The organism is Coleofasciculus sp. G2-EDA-02 (assembly GCF_040226375.1).
Taxonomy (GTDB): domain Bacteria; phylum Cyanobacteriota; class Cyanobacteriia; order Cyanobacteriales; family Coleofasciculaceae; genus Coleofasciculus.
Genome location: NZ_JAVKEW010000262.1, coordinates 16,630 through 34,455, shown reverse-complemented (window position 1 = coordinate 34,455; position 17,826 = coordinate 16,630). Strand labels below are relative to the sequence as shown.

Genomic DNA, 17,826 nt, shown 5'->3' with positions numbered 1-17,826 from the left:
GGGGACGTAATTCAAGCAGACAAAAACGCTGCATTGAACATTCTGCATCGCGGCTCTGATAGCGAGATTACTCGCTTTCTGAAATATGCAGAAGTCCGCACCATTTTACTGGTGCGGACGGTTCGATACTTAGCTTCGATGGGAAAGTCTGTATCTGTTGCTCTAAACTTGGGTTGGCTCAACCTTAAGTTTAGAGCACAAGCGTTACGACTTGAAGCGGAGTATCACCTAGCGGGGTGCTAGGTACGGTTAAGCTCCGGTGGGTGGGAGAAGTGCCTTGCTTCCAGAGACGTCCCTAACGACAACCATCAACGGATGAAACCAGCAATATGAGACACTTCTAGCTTGTCTGCATAGATTTGCACAGATTTAGTTCACCCCGTAACAATCAAGGAGTATCTACATCGCCCTGTCGAAAGGTTACAATATATAAACCATCGCTCGGCAACATTCTTATTGATCACACCCATGACCCTCTTGACATTTCTCTTGGGTCTAGCTCTAGGAATTGGGGTTGGCTTATGGCTACAACACCGCACCAAACGGCAGCTCAAGCAAACCTTAGAGTTGTTGCCAGTCGATTCGACTAGTAACTCGTTTTCTTTAGAGTCTCGTTTACGGGGAGCCATTGCCCAAGCTAATCAGCAGCGCCTTGTCTTAGAAGACCAACTCAACGCCATTCAATCCCTATTTCAAGTCGCGCCCGTCGGGTATTTACAAGTAGACGAAGACAATCACTTAATTTGGTGTAATCAGCAGGCGCGTCGGTTATTGCAAATTGACCGCTGGGAACCTGGACAGATTCGCTTACTTCTAGAGGTAGTGCGATCCTACGAACTGGATCAGTTAATCGAGAAAACTCGTAAACAGCAACAATCGATCAGCCAAGAGTGGGTATTTCATCCCGCCTGTATGGATGGTGCAGCGATGAGCGAGGTGCGATCGCTCATGTTGCGGGCTTATGCTTGGCCCCTTGCGAAGGGACAAGTTGGTGTATTTTTGGAAAATCGACAACCTCTGATTGAACTCTCGGAATCTCGAAATCAGTGGGTGTCTGATTTAGCCCACGAATTGAGAACTCCTCTCACATCCATTCGCTTAGTCGCAGAAGCCTTACAAGGACGGGTTAACCCTCCAGAAAGACGCTGGGTTGATCAACTCCTGCAAGAAATTAATCGGTTGATCGATCTGATTCAAAATTGGCTGGAACTTAGTCATCTAGAACGCGATCCGAATCAGAGTCTCACCTATAAATCCCTTGACCTAAAGTCTTTAATTCAGTCCGCTTGGCAGCGATTGGAACCTTTGGCAGAGCAAAAACACCTGCATCTTGCCTATAGTGGACCCGATACTTTACCCATTAAAGCTGATGAGTCTCGACTCACTCAGGTTTTTTTGAATGTATTAGATAATAGTATTAAACATAGTCCACCTCAAGGGTCAATTCGAGTTGAAGTGAAGAACCAAATAACTCCTGATTCAACTGAAAAAGCGCTGATGCAAATCGATATTATTGACGAAGGCGCTGGTTTTTCTGGCAATGACTTACCCCGCGTCTTTGAGCGACTCTATCGAGGAGATGCATCGCGATATCGGCAACCAAATTCTGAGAACTTAACCACATTGGGTCGCAGCAGTGGTAGTGGTTTGGGTTTGGCAATTGTCCAGCAAATCGTTCAGGCTCACGGTGGTACTGTCAACGCTAAAAATCATCCAGAAACCGGGGGTGCTTGGTTACAGATTCAACTGCCTTATAATTAGTAATTTGTTCACTCTTTCTTCAAACTCAGATGGTATTCAGAGATATATTCTCAAGTCCTTCAGGACGTAGTTAAGCGAGTCAAGGTAACATTTGATCCCACATTCCGCACTTAGCCGTATGGTGCATTCCTGGGTATTGTCCAGATCTGACCGCGAAAAAGCTTGGACTTTCTTTACAGAGGCTCTCCATAGCGACATTGATGACATTCAGGGAGGTACAACGCCTGAAGGCATCCACTTAGGGGCGATGGCGGGAACGGTGGATCTGATGCAACGGTGTTATACCGGGTTGGACATTCGCGATCAGGTATTGTGGTTGAATCCGTTCCTGCCCAAGGAACTATCTGATATTCGTCTGCGATTGTGCTATCGAGGACACTGGGCGGGTTTTACCGATAACGTTAGCCAAGAAACCAATAACTTGACTAAACCCGCCCTGCTTGGGGAGTACAGGTGCAAGGAAGACAAGGAAGTTAACTCAAAACCAAGTTTCCTTGAGCGCAGCCAAGGGTCAACACTCAACACTCCACACTTCTCCCACCTTGCCAGCAGATTACTTTACTACAATTTAACCTTGATCTGCTATCAATAGTAGTAGACACAATTATTCGTCTTAGGGCAAATGAGGTGAGTCTATCTTCTACAAACCGCCATTGCGATCGCAATCACTTTAAGCGCTGTCTTAACCGCCTAGAGCAGAATGTTCTGCGGATGGGCGCTTTAGTGGAAAATTCATTCCGCCTTGGTCATCAGGCTCTATTTTACCAAAATCTGGAGGCGATCGAGGCAATTACCTCGATTGAAAAACAAATTGATCGCTATTACCGTCACATTGAAATAGAATGTGCCTCTCTGCTTACACTTCAATCGCCAGTGGCACAAGATCTCCGCCTGGTTAGTGCGTTTATGCAGCTAATCCGGGATTTGGAACGTATTGGTGATTATGCTGAAGATTTAACGGAGATTTCGGTAAAGTTATTTGCTTACCCGCCTCATCCTTGTATGTCCCAGATTGAAGAAATGTCCCACCATGCCCAAGCTATGCTGGCAACGAGTTTGGCATCTTTAGCGGATTTGGATGCGACGGCAGGACAAGCGGTTAAAGTATTGGATGATAAAGTCGATAATGCCTACGATAAGCTTTATCAAACCTTAGCCTATCAGCGGGATATTAAAGGCGTGGTCGAGCCAATTTTACTATTAGTATTGACAATTCGTCATATCGAGCGTATGGCTGACCATGCGACCAACATCGGTCAACGAGTCACCTATATTGTTACAGGTCATCGTTCTTAGAGAAGAAAGCATAAGGCAGAGGGCAGAAGATTGTAGGGGCAGGTTTAGGAACTGTAGGGGCGGGTTTAGGAACTGTAGGGGCGGGTTTAGGAACTGTAGGGGCGGGTTTAGGAACTAGCGCTAGCTTTTTACTAATAACGGAACAACAAAACCCGCCCTGCCTCACCGATAACGGAACAACAAAACCCGCCCTGCCTCACCGATAACGGAACAACAAAACCCGCCCTGCCTCACCGATAACGGAACAACTCTCGCCCTTTCTTTTTCTCCCTGCTCAAGACAATCAAGCTGCTATCAGACTTGGTATCAAAACTCCTTCATCTCAAGACTTACGCAGCAACTCTATCCATCAGTAGGGGACTCTTCATGAAGGGTTCTCTACAAGTAGTAAGTTAGATAAATAATTCTAATATTTTATAGGTATCCATAAAAGTGCTTTTGGTTTAAAATTTATCTCTTATAGCTCCCAAAAATGGTAAAAGTTAATTAGTAAATTTAGTGATAGGTTGAGTAAAAGCCAAAATGCTATTGCTCATTCAGCCCAATTGCTTTACAGTTTTGGATTGAATTAGGTGTGAGGATTGTGAATGATTATGTCTAACCTCTTCTGGAAAGCGTTAAAGGCAAGCCCAGTCCTGCTGGTTGCCTCTTTATTCGTTGCTAGCGGTACATCAGCGGCTGAGTCAAATTCCCATCCGACGACTACAGGTCTGTCTACAGCTACCCTAAATTTAGACGCTGAACTGAGAGCCTCCATCAGTCCCACGTTGAATGATGATGAAACGCTCTCTGATCCTATCCCAGCAACGGATACGCCTCAACCCGCCGTAACCGTTAGTCCCACCTTTAAACTGGCAGATAGTACCTTCCCTGAACCCGTTCCGGCGGCTGGAGATACCTCTGTTAACTCGAATCAGGAACTTTTGCAGCAAATCCAGCGCTATGGCAATGAAGGGAATGAGTCTCTTGACCAAGTAACCAGCGTGGGTCAATTGCGGGACGTTTCACCGGGGGATTGGGCGTATGAAGCGCTGCGTAGTTTAGTAGAACGCTATGGTTGTATTGCTGGGTATCCAGATGGCACCTATCGGGGCAATCGCGCCTTAACTCGTTACGAATTTGCCGCTGGTTTGAATGCCTGTTTACAGCAAATTGAGCGGTTAATTGATGATGGTGCTGATGCTCCTGATTTAGAAACCCTGCGGCGGTTAATTCAGGAGTTTGAAGCGGAATTGGCAACCCTAGGTGCGCGGGTGGATAACCTGGAAGGGCGCGTGGCGTTCTTGGAAGACAACCAGTTCTCGACGACGACTCAGTTGAGAGGGGAAATCATCTTTGCCCTGGCTGATACCTTCGGCGATCGTATTGGTGGTGGTGATGATGATACCAATGTCATCTTAGGCGATCGGGTACGTCTGAACTTTGAAACCAGCTTTACGGGAAGAGACAGACTGAGAACTCGTTTAGAAGCAGCAAATATCGCGTCATTTAACAGAGGTTTAACCGGGACAAACATGACCCGCTTAAGCTTTGATGGTGATAACGATAACGATGTTGAAATCGATGAGCTGTGGTATCGCTTCCCCATCGGCGAAAAATTCCTAGTTCAAATTGACGCCACCGGAGCTGAGTACCAGGATACAATTATCGATGTAGTCAACCCCTACTTTGACAGTAGTGGCAGTGGTTCTATCTCCCGCTTTGGGCGCTTCAACCCAATTTACCGCTCTGAGACTGATGGTCCAGGAATAACCGCAACGTTTAACGTAAGCGACGCCTTATCTGTGTCAGCAGGTTATATTGTTGATGGTGGTGGCAGTGATCCTGCTGAGAAGAATGGTCTATTTGACGGCAATTATTCTGCTTTAGGTCAGGTTGTCTTCAATCCGACTGGGAATATCTCCTTAGCAGCAACCTATCTGCACTCCTTCTACAATGGCGGTCAGGTGAACGTTACAAACAGTACGGGCAGTGTCTTTGCCTCTGATCCATTTGATGGTCTGGCCACCTCAGTCGATTCCTACGGACTACAAGCGAATGTAACATTTGGCAGGTTTTCTGTTGGTGGTTGGGCCGGTTATCAAGAGGCTGAAGCAGAAGCCACTCAAGGATTTGATGCCAATATTTGGAACTGGGCGGTTAACTTGGCTTTGCTAGACTTAGGCGGTGAGGGGAACAAGCTAGGTGTCTTATTCGGTATGCCACCTAAGGTGACCGATAACGATATTGCTGGTCGTGAAAACAACGACACCTCCTATCACCTCGAAGCCTTCTATCGCTATAAATTGACGGACAATATTGCCATCACTCCTGGCGCTTTTGTCATTTTTAACCCAGAACATAACGATGCAAATGATGAGATTTGGGTAGGCACTATCCGCACGACTTTTACTTTCTAAGCAGGTTGCAACTGTCGTTGACAAGTTGCATGATTTAGCCTTGGGGTACAGCATTGCTGTACCCGGATTAATTTTACCGTTTATTAATACAATTAATTTTCAATAGTTGTCCTAATCGTGTATAGTCTAACCGCGAACACTATTGCAGATTATCTAAGGTAATTCGGTGTAAGGAGAAAAATTTGATGAAATCAACTTTAGTCTGGAAAACGCTGAAAATCAGTCCCGTCCTACTCGGACTATCTTTGTTTGCCACTGGTAACGCTTATGCGGCGGTTCCTAACCAAACAGCCACTAGCGAATCAACCGTTAAACTCAATAACCAGTTATCTGAAATGTCAGTAGAGATTGATTCTCTACAAATCGCTTCCGATGTCAGCCCTGGCTTGAGTCCGACTAACACGACGGCTGATTCTAATCGTGAACTATTAGAACAAATCCAACGCTACAGTGGTGAAAATAACACCGAATCCCTTGACCAAGTAACTAGCGTGGGTCAACTGCGAGATGTTTCTCCAGGGGATTGGGCTTATGAAGCACTGCGTAGCTTAGTGGAGCGCTATGGTTGTATTGCTGGGTATCCAGATGGCACCTATCGGGGTAATCGCGCCTTAACCCGTTATGAATTTGCCGCTGGTTTGAATTCTTGTTTACAGCAAATTGAGCGGTTAATGGTTGGGGATACTCCTGATGGTACAGAATTAGAAACCCTGCGGCGGTTAATTCAGGAATTTGAAGCCGAATTGGCAACCCTAGGCGCACGAGTTGATAATCTAGAAGGGCGCGTGGCGTTCTTGGAAGATAATCAGTTCTCTACCACCACCAAGCTGCGAGGGGAAGTTATTCTCAACCTGGCTAGTGCCTTTGGTGATGAAAAGGCTGATAATAGCGGCGAAGATGTTGATGACAATATCACCTTTAGTCACCGGACTCGTTTAAACTTTGACACCAGCTTCATGGGGGAAGATCGTCTGAGAGTGCGCTTGGAATCGGGCAATACCCCGGAATTTGATGTGGCGACAGGAACGGAGATGGCTCGTCAAGGGTTTGAATCCGCTGAGAATAACAATGTCATTGTCAATGATTTATACTATCGTTTCCCAGTAGGCGATAATATCCGGCTATTTGTAGGTGCTAATGGCTTTGATTTCAATGACATCGCAGAAATCCACAACCCTATTCTCGAAAGTAGTGGCACAGGTGCTTTAAATCGGTTTAATCGCCGCAATCCTTTTGTATTCCGCAATAACGCTGAGCAAGGTGTGGGTGCTAATATTCAGTTTAGTGATTTCCTGAGTTTAGATCTCGCTTATTTGACGGGTGAAAGTAACAGTCCGGCAGATAAGGATGGGCTGTTTAATGGAGACTTCACCGCCATTTCTCAATTGAATCTGGCGCTGGGAGAAAAATTAGATTTAGGGTTTGCTTTTGGCTATTCCTACTATCCCGGTGAAGATGTCAACCTTTCTGGTAGCACAGGTAGTCTACGGGCAAAAGAACCATTCGGCGAAATCGCTACTTCAGCTTTACGCTTTGGCATCCAAGGAAGTTTGCGACTTACACCGACGATTAATCTCGCCGGTTGGGGCGGTTATATTGATGCGGAAGCTGAAGCGGGTGCCAGAGAAGGGGATAATGCTGATTTATGGACTTGGGTGGCAAACGTGTCGTTTCTGGACTTAGGTAAAGAGGGTGCAGCACTTTCGATTATGGGAGGAATGCCACCTAAACTGACTAATGTTGATGGTGGTGATGAGGATGAAGATACATCTTTCTTAATTGAGGCGCAGTATCAATATCCAATTACGGATAATATCCTGATTACACCAGGAGCTTATGTGATTTTAAATCCCAATCATGATGATGGAAATGATAATATTTGGGTAGGCACAATCCGCACAACCTTTAGTTTCTAATCGTAGGTGTAGAGACGTTGCATGCAACGTCTCTACACCTACCTTACCGCCATATCTTTAATAAACCATTGACCGTCCTGACGCACCAACTCATACTGAACCTGCAAATTTTCATTGTATGAGAGTCCCTGAGTAATCTCACCGTCTTGATAGAAGCGGGCTTCTTCTTTGACCGCCGCTTGTACCTTGGCTTGGTCAGAATTAGCCGGATTTGTTTGCACGGATGTTACTTTAACCTGGTGATTGTACTGAGCATAAATATTCCGTTGCTGATTGGTTTGCGCCCGTCGCCGCCAAACAGATAAAACCGGATCGGCTAGAATTTGATTTAATCGATCAATTTGATAATCTGACCCAAACGCTTGAGATTTCGTCGAAAGCCAGGTTTGAATCACTTGCTGTGCTGTATCTTGGGTCAAAGGACCGCCTGGTGCCATCAACTGGCTACCGGGTTCGGGGATAGGAATAGGAGGTTGGGCAAGTTCTACCATGGGCTGTTCGCCTTCTAAGGCTGGCGCTGAGAAACTTTGGCGGATGTTTTGGATCAAAGCGATTACCAACCACCCTAATAATCCCACACCCACTAATCCGGCAATAACCAGCAAAATAGAGCGTCGGTTTTTTTGAGTCGCCTTGCGGCGCTCAGGTAATTGTTGCAGGCGTCCTGGAGGGGATTGATCCAGATGTCCTTCAGCAGACGGAGTGGATATCCCAGACGCAGGACGCACTCGAGTGGCTTCTGCTTCTGAGCGGACTTTGGATGGACGCCCTGAATGGGGTGACTTGAGCGCCGCGTTTGCTGATGAATCCCCAGAAGCATTGATGGCTTGAGTCGCCGATTCCCCAACCCGACTTGTTGGGGAAGCAACCCGTGGGCTTGTGGGTAACGTCGAGACACCCGATACCGAGGTGCGGCTCCCTGTTCCCAAACTCCCGGTTTGAGATGCCAGATCCCGCTCTCTAGTGCTGTATGAGCCAACGATTGCCGGTTCGCGATCGCGGGAATGACCGTTACTCCGACCTGCGGATGCTGCTGTGGTGTAGGCTTTTTTCTGAGCCGTCACTGACCATTCATTATTAGCAGTTGGCGTCGATTCCGGTAGCTGCTCTAAATAGGCTTGTACCTGCTCATCGGCAAAATAATCTTTCAACGAGGCTGTTTGTTCTGCCAAGTCTCGGAAATGGGGAAATACGGAATTTTGCAGCCATCGTTCTCCATACAGGCATAATCCTGGTAACAAATCAGGAGCGCCTTGAGACTGTTCCCGAATAAATGCTAGAGGTTCGTATTCATGACTCAGTTCTAAAGCGTGACTGGCTTCTTCCGTTTGACCCAGTAGCAGCGCACAAACGGCTTGTTCGAGATGCACATCCTGACGCCGACCCAAACGCATGAGCATTTGTTTCGCCCGGGCGATTAAAGCCGGTTGGCGCTGGGCAAATCCCCTGGCAATCAAAGCATAAACCGCCAGATAGGTGGCGACGGCTGAAGGGCGGCGGGCTTCTGCCTCAAATAGGGTTTGCTGCTGAGCCGCCGTTAGATACCCCCGTAACTGCTGAATAAAGCGCAAAAAGTCATCAATACTCAGTCCCGACTGGTCATCCCCACTGCCGTCAATTCCTTGCCGCTCCTTTAGCATATCTTGCAACAGTTGTAAACCCTTACGCCGTTCGGCAATATTTTCATCGGGCAATGCCAATAATTCCAGAATGCGGTAAGGACACAGCTTGTAGAGATCGGCTTGAATTTCGCCCCGCACTGTGGGAAATAATCCTTCACTCAGAAGTAATTCTTGACCTGTTTCTAGAGACAAGGCAGCATTCTCGTACCGACCTTGCTGCCATTGTTCCCGACCCAGTTCCAAACAAGCTAACGCCAAAGTCAGGATAATATCAGGTCGCACCAGTTGCGGGTCTCCTAAGTGACCTTTATCCAAACTGATGCTGTCACGACTTTGCAAATAGGGATGTCCTAACTGTAAGACGAGTTCATATTCCCCAAGTTCTTGCAGAATCAGCAAAGCGCCAACAAATTGTTCCTTGGTGATATCTAGACTGGGATTATTTGGATCAATCCTATCCGTGGCTGTTGTTTGAGTCCCAGAGACGATTGATTCTCGGTCTACAGAGGGGCTAGGTTCGGGGTGGTAGGTTTTCTCCAGAAAGCTGGCATCATAAGTTGAGCGCTGTTCCGGGTCAGACAAAACCCCATACGCCTCATCCAGCAACTCTTTGCGAGATGCGATCGCCACTTCCGAATATTCCCGACGCGGAAGTTGGAGAGTGCGATCGCGATAGGCTACTTGAAGCTGTTCCGATGTCGCCTGGATCGGCAGTCCTAATATTCGGTAGTAATCGAGCGGAATTCGCACGTTTCACTTCCCCAGCGCTGCAACAACTGAATTCATGTATGGTAACTCATAGCATCCCCACCGTAGTAGTCATTCTAGCAATACTCGCCCATCCTACTCTGAAAACCACCTGTATGGGCGACCCGCTTACCAAAATTAACAACGGGAATTCCTTTAATTGATCGGGTCGCCCTTTACTCACACAGCTTGATCACGTTTTATCCCAAAATACCAGTATAGTAATTGCTGCAAGGATACTCGATTTGCCATGGTTCAGGAACGGACGTTACCTCAGTTTCAAGTTCAAGACGGTCAAATTACCAGAGACGAAGGATTACTGCTTTACGAAGATATGGTTTTGGGGCGCTTGTTTGAGGACAAATGCGCTGAAATGTATTACCGGGGCAAAATGTTTGGCTTTGTTCACCTCTACAACGGTCAAGAAGCTGTTTCCACGGGGGTGATTCGGGCAATGCGCCAGGGTTATGATTATGTATGTAGCACCTATCGCGATCATGTCCATGCTCTGAGCGCAGGCGTGCCAGCACGGGAGGTGATGGCAGAGTTATTTGGCAAAGCCACTGGATGCTCTAAAGGGCGTGGGGGTTCGATGCATATGTTCTCACAACCCCATCATCTCCTCGGCGGTTTTGCCTTTGTTGCAGAGGGGATTCCCGTTGCCACAGGAGCAGCATTTACGGCAAAATATTATCGTGACGCTTTGGGTGATCCCAATGCCGATCAGGTTACGGCTTGCTTTTTTGGCGATGGCGCCTGCAATAACGGTCAGTTTTTTGAATGCTTGAACATGGCAGCCTTATGGAAATTGCCGATTATTTATGTTGTAGAAAATAACAAATGGGCAATTGGCATGGCACATGAACGGGCAACGTCCCAGCCGGAAATTTACAAGAAAGCCAGTGTTTTTGGGATGCCAGGAATTGAAGTCGATGGGATGGATGTCCTTGCGGTGCACTCTGTAGCCCAAGAAGCCGTTGCTCGTGCCCGTGCAGGTGAAGGTCCTACCTTAATTGAAGCCCTCACCTATCGCTTCCGAGGTCACTCCCTAGCCGATCCCGATGAACTTCGCACCTCAGAAGAAAAGGAATTTTGGCTGACTCGCGATCCGATTAAAACGCTAGCCGCTTACCTGAGGGAGCAAAATCTTGCCGACGCTGAAGAACTCAAGGCGATCGACCATCGTATTCAAGAGGTTCTCAATGATGCGGTACAGTTTGCTCAAACCAGTCCAGAACCCGACAAGAGTGAGTTGTATCGCTATATTTTTGCCGAAGATTGAGGTACTAAGTAACGAGCCGTTGTTAACAATTAATCGGTAAACGTCAGAGGCAAGAGGGCATTAAATTTTTCTACCATCTCATTTAACCCCTCGCCTCGCGTTACCTGGAGTCTTGCCTTGAGACAAGGAAACGGTGATGTTCCAAACACTCAGCCTCTCAACCAATCACTTCCATCGATTCGCGAAAAGAGGTAATTGGCGATCGCGCTGAAGTACCACGAAGCTCAGAAGACGGTTGAATTTGGTACTTGACCAGATTCGCTAGATCTTGAAGTTGGCTAATCGCTTCAGCCCCTTCTAGCTTCATCAGTTCGCGATCGTCACGCATCTCCGTCCAAGTGATCCCGTAATCGGAGACCAAAAAACGAATCAGGTGACTATCGCCCAGACTGACCATAAATGAGGCACTATTCATTTGATTGCCGCAGGTATAGCAAGATGCTAAATAGCCTCGGTTTTCTAGCACGATCGCCAAAGCTTGAAGATTCATAACTAAATCTCGGACAAATTGACGATGTTGCTCTGCAAGTCTTATGAACACGTTAATCCTCCAAACACCTTTCCTAGAATATTAGATTTTATACTTTCTTAAGGATTTAAGACTCTGTTTTGGGAGGGGTCAGTGCAAAACATGAACAAATCCTGAGTTGTGCTGATTCCTCAAATTGACTAACAGGGTTAGGTACTTGAGTGATTCTAGCTTGACGAGCTGGCTCCACGATTCTAGCCCACCTCCGAAGAGTTGCTCTCTAGATAGCTCAAGTCATTGGGGACAATCCTCAAGTTATCCGATACAAATTCCTAATGAGTTGTATCAGCAGCAACAATGGCGGTACTCAATCTGATAGAATAGCCGCCTAGTCCATCGGTAGGCATTGGCTAATTGATTTGCCACCAACCAAATGTCGGTCCCACAAAGCGCACGGTTAGCCACCAGAGTACGAGAAAGCCGATGCCAATCCAAGCGCCCTTAGTCGTCAGTTTGACGAACTGCTCACCCTGACTTTTAGTAATCGGGAGCCAGGGGAAGAGTCTCGCCTCTTGACCGTACTTGTCTCCAAGTGCAGTTTTACGACGTTTTGCTTCACCCATTCCTTGCATTCCTCAACTAAACCGCATCTACCTTGAAACCCGTAGTTTTTCTCGACGAGAATCTCCAGTTTTCAACTTAGACGGGGTATAAATGAATTCGATCTTAGCGCTATTCCTGAGATTTGGTTGGCATTTGTTTACGAAATGACAAGTAATTCTGACAATTTCCCCCGGAGCGGGGATCGTTAGATTAGAAATTCTGAGCCAATCAGGAACTCAACCGTCATTAAGTTAATAATTATTTTTCATCAATAGTCGAGCGGGAAACCTCCGACAAACCCCGTGATTCCCCTGTGATTCAAGGCTCGAAGGTACAGGAGTGCCAGTCGAGGGGTTCGATACCCCCCAGACTGACATAAGTAGTTGGTGGAAATAAACCCAACTTTATTAAGTTATGTAAATAGTCTTCAAACCCTGACAATAAGACGTAGCTTGCTTCTCGCTCCCTTGAGTATGGCGATCCCCGCCGCCTGACTTTAATTTTTACCACCTAATTATCTATACAAAAACTGATAAGTTCTGAACTTCGTTAAGTTTTATTAACGGGAAAGAATCCAGCCCAACAGCGATCGGATGCCAATCAAGCTGAGAAATTAGAACTGACGCAGCGACTTTAACCCGAGTCGGGGTACGACATGTCCTACCCCGACAGATACCAATAATTACTGATTTCCCGTTCCCTGTTTCCTGATCCCTTTTCTCTGTCTCCAACAGGAAAACTTAGCTTTGATCAAGGAATAAAGAGCTAATTGACCGGAATTAATGGGTCACAAGCACCGTCCTTTTAGGAAGGCTTTTGTGTTAAATTTATAGCGGTTGAAATTCCCACCTAAGCTTGCAGTCGATATACCTTCTTTATGAAGTGAAACCGAGCCTGAACCAGCAATAGGGAAAGATCGAAGGGCAATGGTTCTAATCCAACCTGGAGACAAAACAGAAGTATTTCTCAATGCTTTTGGGTTAAACGATACGTATAGTTAGTCGCGGGAGGGCATTCCGAGACTTAAAACGGACAGGGAGCGTGTGTAAGACCTCAGTAGAGGCAGTGCGTGGTGAGCTGTCAACCCCATTCAGCGACCGTAGGGGTTTGGCTACCAAACCCCTACGGCGTGGTGAGGAATCCCCGTGCGTTCACGCCGGGGAGGATGTCAAAGTTGTCTCTTATTTATAGTTAAAATCGAGGGCGAGTGTGGTTTTTGTGAGGAGTTATAAAACCATGACGACTTATGGACGTTTGGGAAAAACAGCGTCATCAGCTTTGATATTTGCTACTGTGGGTTGCTGGGTAACCAGCTTTTGTGCCGCGCAAGCAACGCCTGTTGAATCGTCAGATCAGCAGCAGACCGATTTGGCTCGGCTGACGGAAACCTCAGGAGTAGACCCTGGACTATCTCCGTCAACTGAAACGGAACTAGCAACTTCTCTTGTTGAGATAGTCTCCCCAAGAACTGAAACAGACATCACCACTGAACTCGCAGTATCCGCCGCCAATGAAGTAGGGATAATTACGCCAACGAATTCCCTGATTGAATCCGAGGAAGCCTTTGAGGACATCAAAGTTCAAGACTTAGCCCAAGCCTTACCAGAAGTGGAAGAGGCGAGTGATCCCACTGTTCCTGATACCCTATTCGTTGATCCCCTAGAGGCTGTCCAGGAATCTGACCCGATGGGTCAAGTGACTAGCGTGTCTCAGTTAAGAGATGTTTCTCCCGGAGACTGGGCTTATGAAGCACTGCGGAGTCTGGTGGAACGCTATGGTTGTATTGCCGGATATCCAGATGGCACGTTTCGTGGCAATCGGGCGATGACCCGGTATGAATTTGCCGCTGGGTTGAATGCTTGTTTACAGCAAATTGAGCGGTTGATTGCAGGTCGTTCCGAGTTTCCCACCGGGGATTTAGAGGCATTGCGACGGTTGGTGCTAGAGTTTGAGGCAGAAATCGCTACCCTAGGGGCGCGGGTGGATAACTTGGAAGGTCGAACTGCCTTTTTAGAGGATAATCAGTTCTCGACGACGACGAAACTATTTGGGCAAGCGATTTTGGGGGTTCAAGGACGTAGTGACGATAACGATTTTGAATTAGCCGGTACCCAACTTACGGATCAAGACACCAATGTCACGTTAATTAACAACTTACAGTTGAGCTTGTTTACCCAATTGAGTCCTCGCAGTCTGTTGTTAACCAGTTTCCAAGCCGGAAATGGTAGTACCAGTCCTACCTTTAGCGACACATTAGGAAACTTTGTACGCTTGGGCTATGAAGGGGACAATGATAATGATTTAGAACTGACTGATCTCAACTATCGTCAGCTAATCGGCAGGAATGTTGCTGTGATTGTTGGACCTGAAGGGGTCAACCCAGTTAACGTCTTCCGGGGAGTCAACCGAATTGAAAGTGCAGGTTCTGGACCTTTATCTAGCTTTGCCCAACGTAACCCGGTTATTAATGTGGGCAATGGCAGTGGTGGTATTGGTTTTGACTGGCAAATTGCGACTCGCCTGAGTTTGCAGGGCGTCTATTCAGCAAGTACACCAGCAGATGTGGATAATGGCATTTTTGGTGGAGACAATGGGGAAACCTCAGCAGGTGCACAGTTAGTTGTCTCTCCCATCGATACCATAGACTTGTCGCTTCAATACATTAATGCCTATTCTCCCTTTGGACGATTAGGAACTGGTATTGGAGATGATCAGGTGGTGCTGCGTGGTATCAATGGCAGAGCGCCGATTAATACGAATGCTTTTGGAGCTGGTTTAGAGTGGCGAGCTACATCCCGGATTACCTTTGGTGGATGGGCAGGTTATACGATTTCCGACTTTAAAGGTGATGATGGAGAAGTGGAAACCTTCAACTGGATGGCATTCCTGAATTTCCCCGACTTGTTTGGCGAAGGTAACATGGGCGGACTTTATGTCGGTCAACCTCCCCGGATTATTGACAGTGATTTACCCGATGGCAGAAACGTTCCTAGCTTTTTGACTGAGGGCAACTTTTTTGCTGAACCTGGTGATCAACCGGACACGACAACCCATGTCGAAGCGTTCTACCGTTGGCAAGTGGCAGATAATATCAGCATCACTCCTGGGGTGATTGTGATTTTCAATCCCCTGCATAACGACGACAACGACACAATCACGATTGGTGCAATTCGCACAACGTTTACCTTCTAGGTAGGAAAGGACATTCGGGTTAAGAGTCAGGAGTCAGTCGTTTAAAACCATGAGATTTCAAATGTGTAGAGTCTTGCTGGAAAAGACTGACTCTTGGTTCCACAACCAATTCAGGGAAACTGGGATAGTTGAGGCTAAACAGTATGCCAAGTCTGGATTTGAGTTTTTTTATGAAGCTTCTGTAAAGATGCCCCTATAGGGGAACTGACCCTAATGGGAGGCGTCTTGTTTCAGGAAAGGCTGAAAAAAATACCAGTAACCTGCATTGTGTAATCGACGAATACACTAACCTGGCAAAGCAGTCTTTGGGTACTTTTTTCCCTCTTCTAACCTCTACTACTTCGTGATCTAACTCTGGTCAGGATTAAATCAAGACAAACCTATAGTGGGGGTTAGTTTCAGAAGCCAGGAGAATACCTCTGTTCATTTAGTTCATTCACGGATGGAGTCTTAAGATGATTTTAAAATCACTTCGCTACATTGTTGGTTTGGGTCTAGTTGGTGGCTTTGCTGTTTTACTTTCCCCGGCGGCTGAAGCACAAATTGAAGTCACCGGGGGTAGAGTTGCAGGTGAAGCCGGGTTTTTTGTACCCAGTCAAGATGCCGCCGGTAATGTGACGCTGTTTGATGCCACTGTTCAGCAACTCCGCATTGAAAGTCCGAACGGGGTAACTACTAATTCTCAATTTGTACCCACTGCTGCCAGTTTCACGGATAACGGCGATGGTATGCCGAATGCAGGTGATACGGGTGTGCTTAAAGGCAGGCTTTCGGGTATTGCCTTCACTCAAAATGGCGGTTTGGTGACTTTCTCAGGAAGGGACACCCTTTTAAACTTTACCCTTGATTCTTTTACTGAAAGCCTTAATCTGACGGGTTCACTGATTTCACCTGAGATGGTTGGTGATGCGCCACCCGTGTTTTTGCCCGGTCTTGAAGATGTTACCGTATCTACGAGTGGTTTTGCCTCCGCCAATGGAGAATTACAGATTGGTGACTTTGAAGCAGGTCTAGACAGTGGTCTGATTGACCTGGCTCCAACTTTGCAGTTCCGTGGCGGTGGTAGCACTATGCCTCCTGCTTCTGGTCAAAGCGCTCTGGTGCGGCGGATTAAGTTTAAATTTGAAGGGGAAGATTTAGCGGCTGGTAACTACTTATATGACCGCACTACTGAGGAAATCAGTTTTGTTGGTAACGCCAACCAGAAATTTGAGATTCAAACAGTTGGCTCTTCCGGCACAACCCAAGAGTTCAAATTTAAGATTAAAGGTGAAGGCGGTATTGTCGATGCGACACTCTCAGATTTAGAGGAAATTAAGATTGAAGGGTCCGATATAGATAGTGACGTTGCTTTAGACCGCTTCGAGATTAAAGGGAAAGACGAGGGAGAAATCTCTGGTTTTGCTTCTGTATTTAGTGCCAATGGACTCGCCTTCACCAGCACTGGCGATAGTGACAGAACCAAGTTCAAGTTTGAGCAAGATGGCGCTAAAGTCGAAGGTGAAGCTAGAAGCGTTAGTTTCCGCGCTTTTGCTGGGGTCAGCGATATTGATGATATCGATACAGACGTTGACGAGGGATTTGACTTTGACTATGAAAATCCCAACGATGAGAATGACATCGATTTGGTCTGTGTGATTTGTGGCGGTCCAACACTAAATGTTAGTAACATCACATTCGGTGGCAGCACTGTCTCTATCGAGAACAACAACAAAATTAATTTCCGCAGTGGCGACAGTCTCATCGTGTTCACAGGAGATGGTTCGGGACAATCTCAAGTCTCATCGACTTCCTCGGCTTCAGCTACCGCCTCTGCTACAGCATCAGCGAGTACGACAGCCGCAGCAGGTGCTAGCTCAGCAAATACGAACCTGATTGCTTTCTCTGGCACTTCCAGTACAGCGGAAACTCAATACGAAATCTCTAACTCTATCCGTTTCACCAGCGCTAGTGCTGCTCAAGGACGAGTAAGGGTCAACTATACAGAGCGTAGCGGTAGTCGCTATCTGATCGCTACTCGTACTAGTGGCGGTGTAGCTGTGGCTCGCCAAGGCTACAAGATGGTTGGTCCGAGCAGTCGTTGCTTCCCAGGTTTGGTTGGTTTGCGGCAGATTCCCGATGAGGAACTCGACACCGTTGTCGATGAAGATGATACCGCGATGGACATGGACAATCAGGATACTAGCGTCGATGAGGATACTGACGATGATATGGATTTAGACATGGATGACAATGACGATGATGATGATGACGATGATGATGACGATGATGATGATGAGATGGATGACGATGACGATGATCAAGGGCAGGGTAATATGAATCGCAACTTCAACCAAGGGATTGGCAATGGTCCAGAAGGTGGAGACCCTGGTAACTCTGCACCCCGTGGTGGTAGTAACGATGAAGGCGGACGGATGCCTGGTCAGCCCGTCAATCGTTAAAGGCGGCTAAGGAATAAGTGCTTCTGAGATATGTGTAGGGGTAGCGATACCCCTACCTATCTATGTCGTTTAATTGACATCCTCACCACGCCGTAGGG

The 17,826-nt window shown here is 47.0% G+C and carries 11 protein-coding genes and 2 pseudogenes; 10 read left to right on the top strand and 3 right to left on the bottom strand.

Translation table 11 applies throughout. The features are described from left to right. The 7 genes and pseudogenes from RLO19_RS30300 to RLO19_RS30270 all read left to right on the top strand — a co-directional run. Positions 1–243: pseudogene (locus RLO19_RS30300) on the top strand (hypothetical protein); the annotation flags it as partial. 225 nt (positions 244–468) lie between these two features. After that, positions 469–1,761: a sensor histidine kinase gene (locus RLO19_RS30295; RefSeq protein ID WP_446361393.1), complete on the top strand. Its 1,293-nt coding sequence runs from the start codon at positions 469–471 to the stop codon at positions 1,759–1,761. A 30-nt stretch (positions 1,762–1,791) separates the two neighbouring features. Further along, positions 1,792–1,857 (top strand): annotated as a pseudogene (locus RLO19_RS30290) (RNA-guided endonuclease InsQ/TnpB family protein); the annotation flags it as partial. Then, the gene (locus tag RLO19_RS30285; protein WP_446361391.1) at positions 1,853–2,353 is read left to right on the top strand and encodes a glycosyl hydrolase family 65 protein; all 501 of its coding nucleotides are present in this window, start codon (positions 1,853–1,855) and stop codon (positions 2,351–2,353) included. The pseudogene RLO19_RS30290 and the gene RLO19_RS30285, both read left to right, overlap by 5 nt. 35 nt (positions 2,354–2,388) lie before the next feature. Next, a complete protein-coding gene (gene phoU / locus RLO19_RS30280; RefSeq protein ID WP_446361389.1) occupies positions 2,389–3,057 on the top strand; it encodes a phosphate signaling complex protein PhoU in 669 nt (222 codons plus the stop codon). Between the two features lie 593 nt (positions 3,058–3,650). Next, a complete protein-coding gene (locus RLO19_RS30275; protein ID WP_446361387.1) occupies positions 3,651–5,456 on the top strand; it encodes an iron uptake porin in 1,806 nt (601 codons plus the stop codon). A gap of 185 nt (positions 5,457–5,641) precedes the next feature. Then, complete coding sequence (locus RLO19_RS30270) at positions 5,642–7,372, top strand: iron uptake porin (protein WP_446361385.1); 1,731 nt, start codon at positions 5,642–5,644, stop codon at positions 7,370–7,372. 38 nt (positions 7,373–7,410) lie between these two features. Here RLO19_RS30270 and RLO19_RS30265 read toward each other — a convergent pair whose 3' ends face one another. Continuing rightward, entirely contained in the window at positions 7,411–9,744 is a 2,334-nt protein-coding gene (locus tag RLO19_RS30265; protein WP_446361383.1) for an IMS domain-containing protein, read from the bottom strand. A 247-nt stretch (positions 9,745–9,991) separates the two neighbouring features. Between RLO19_RS30265 and pdhA the strand changes: the two genes are divergently transcribed. Beyond that, the gene (gene pdhA, locus RLO19_RS30260; RefSeq protein ID WP_446361381.1) at positions 9,992–11,023 is read left to right on the top strand and encodes a pyruvate dehydrogenase (acetyl-transferring) E1 component subunit alpha; all 1,032 of its coding nucleotides are present in this window, start codon (positions 9,992–9,994) and stop codon (positions 11,021–11,023) included. A gap of 157 nt (positions 11,024–11,180) precedes the next feature. Here pdhA and RLO19_RS30255 read toward each other — a convergent pair whose 3' ends face one another. Both RLO19_RS30255 and RLO19_RS30250 read right to left on the bottom strand, forming a co-directional pair. After that, positions 11,181–11,564: a DUF1815 family protein gene (locus RLO19_RS30255; protein WP_446334487.1), complete on the bottom strand. Its 384-nt coding sequence runs from the start codon at positions 11,562–11,564 to the stop codon at positions 11,181–11,183. Between the two features lie 338 nt (positions 11,565–11,902). Continuing rightward, a complete protein-coding gene (locus RLO19_RS30250) occupies positions 11,903–12,115 on the bottom strand; it encodes a DUF2839 domain-containing protein (protein WP_446361379.1) in 213 nt (70 codons plus the stop codon). 1,216 nt (positions 12,116–13,331) lie between these two features. Here RLO19_RS30250 and RLO19_RS30245 point away from each other — a divergent pair. After that, positions 13,332–15,287 (top strand): iron uptake porin, encoded by a 1,956-nt coding sequence (locus RLO19_RS30245; RefSeq protein ID WP_446361378.1) that lies wholly within the window; start codon positions 13,332–13,334, stop codon positions 15,285–15,287. 455 nt (positions 15,288–15,742) lie between these two features. Further along, entirely contained in the window at positions 15,743–17,728 is a 1,986-nt protein-coding gene (locus tag RLO19_RS30240) for a hypothetical protein (protein ID WP_446361376.1), read from the top strand. Positions 17,729–17,826: the final 98 nt, after the last annotated feature.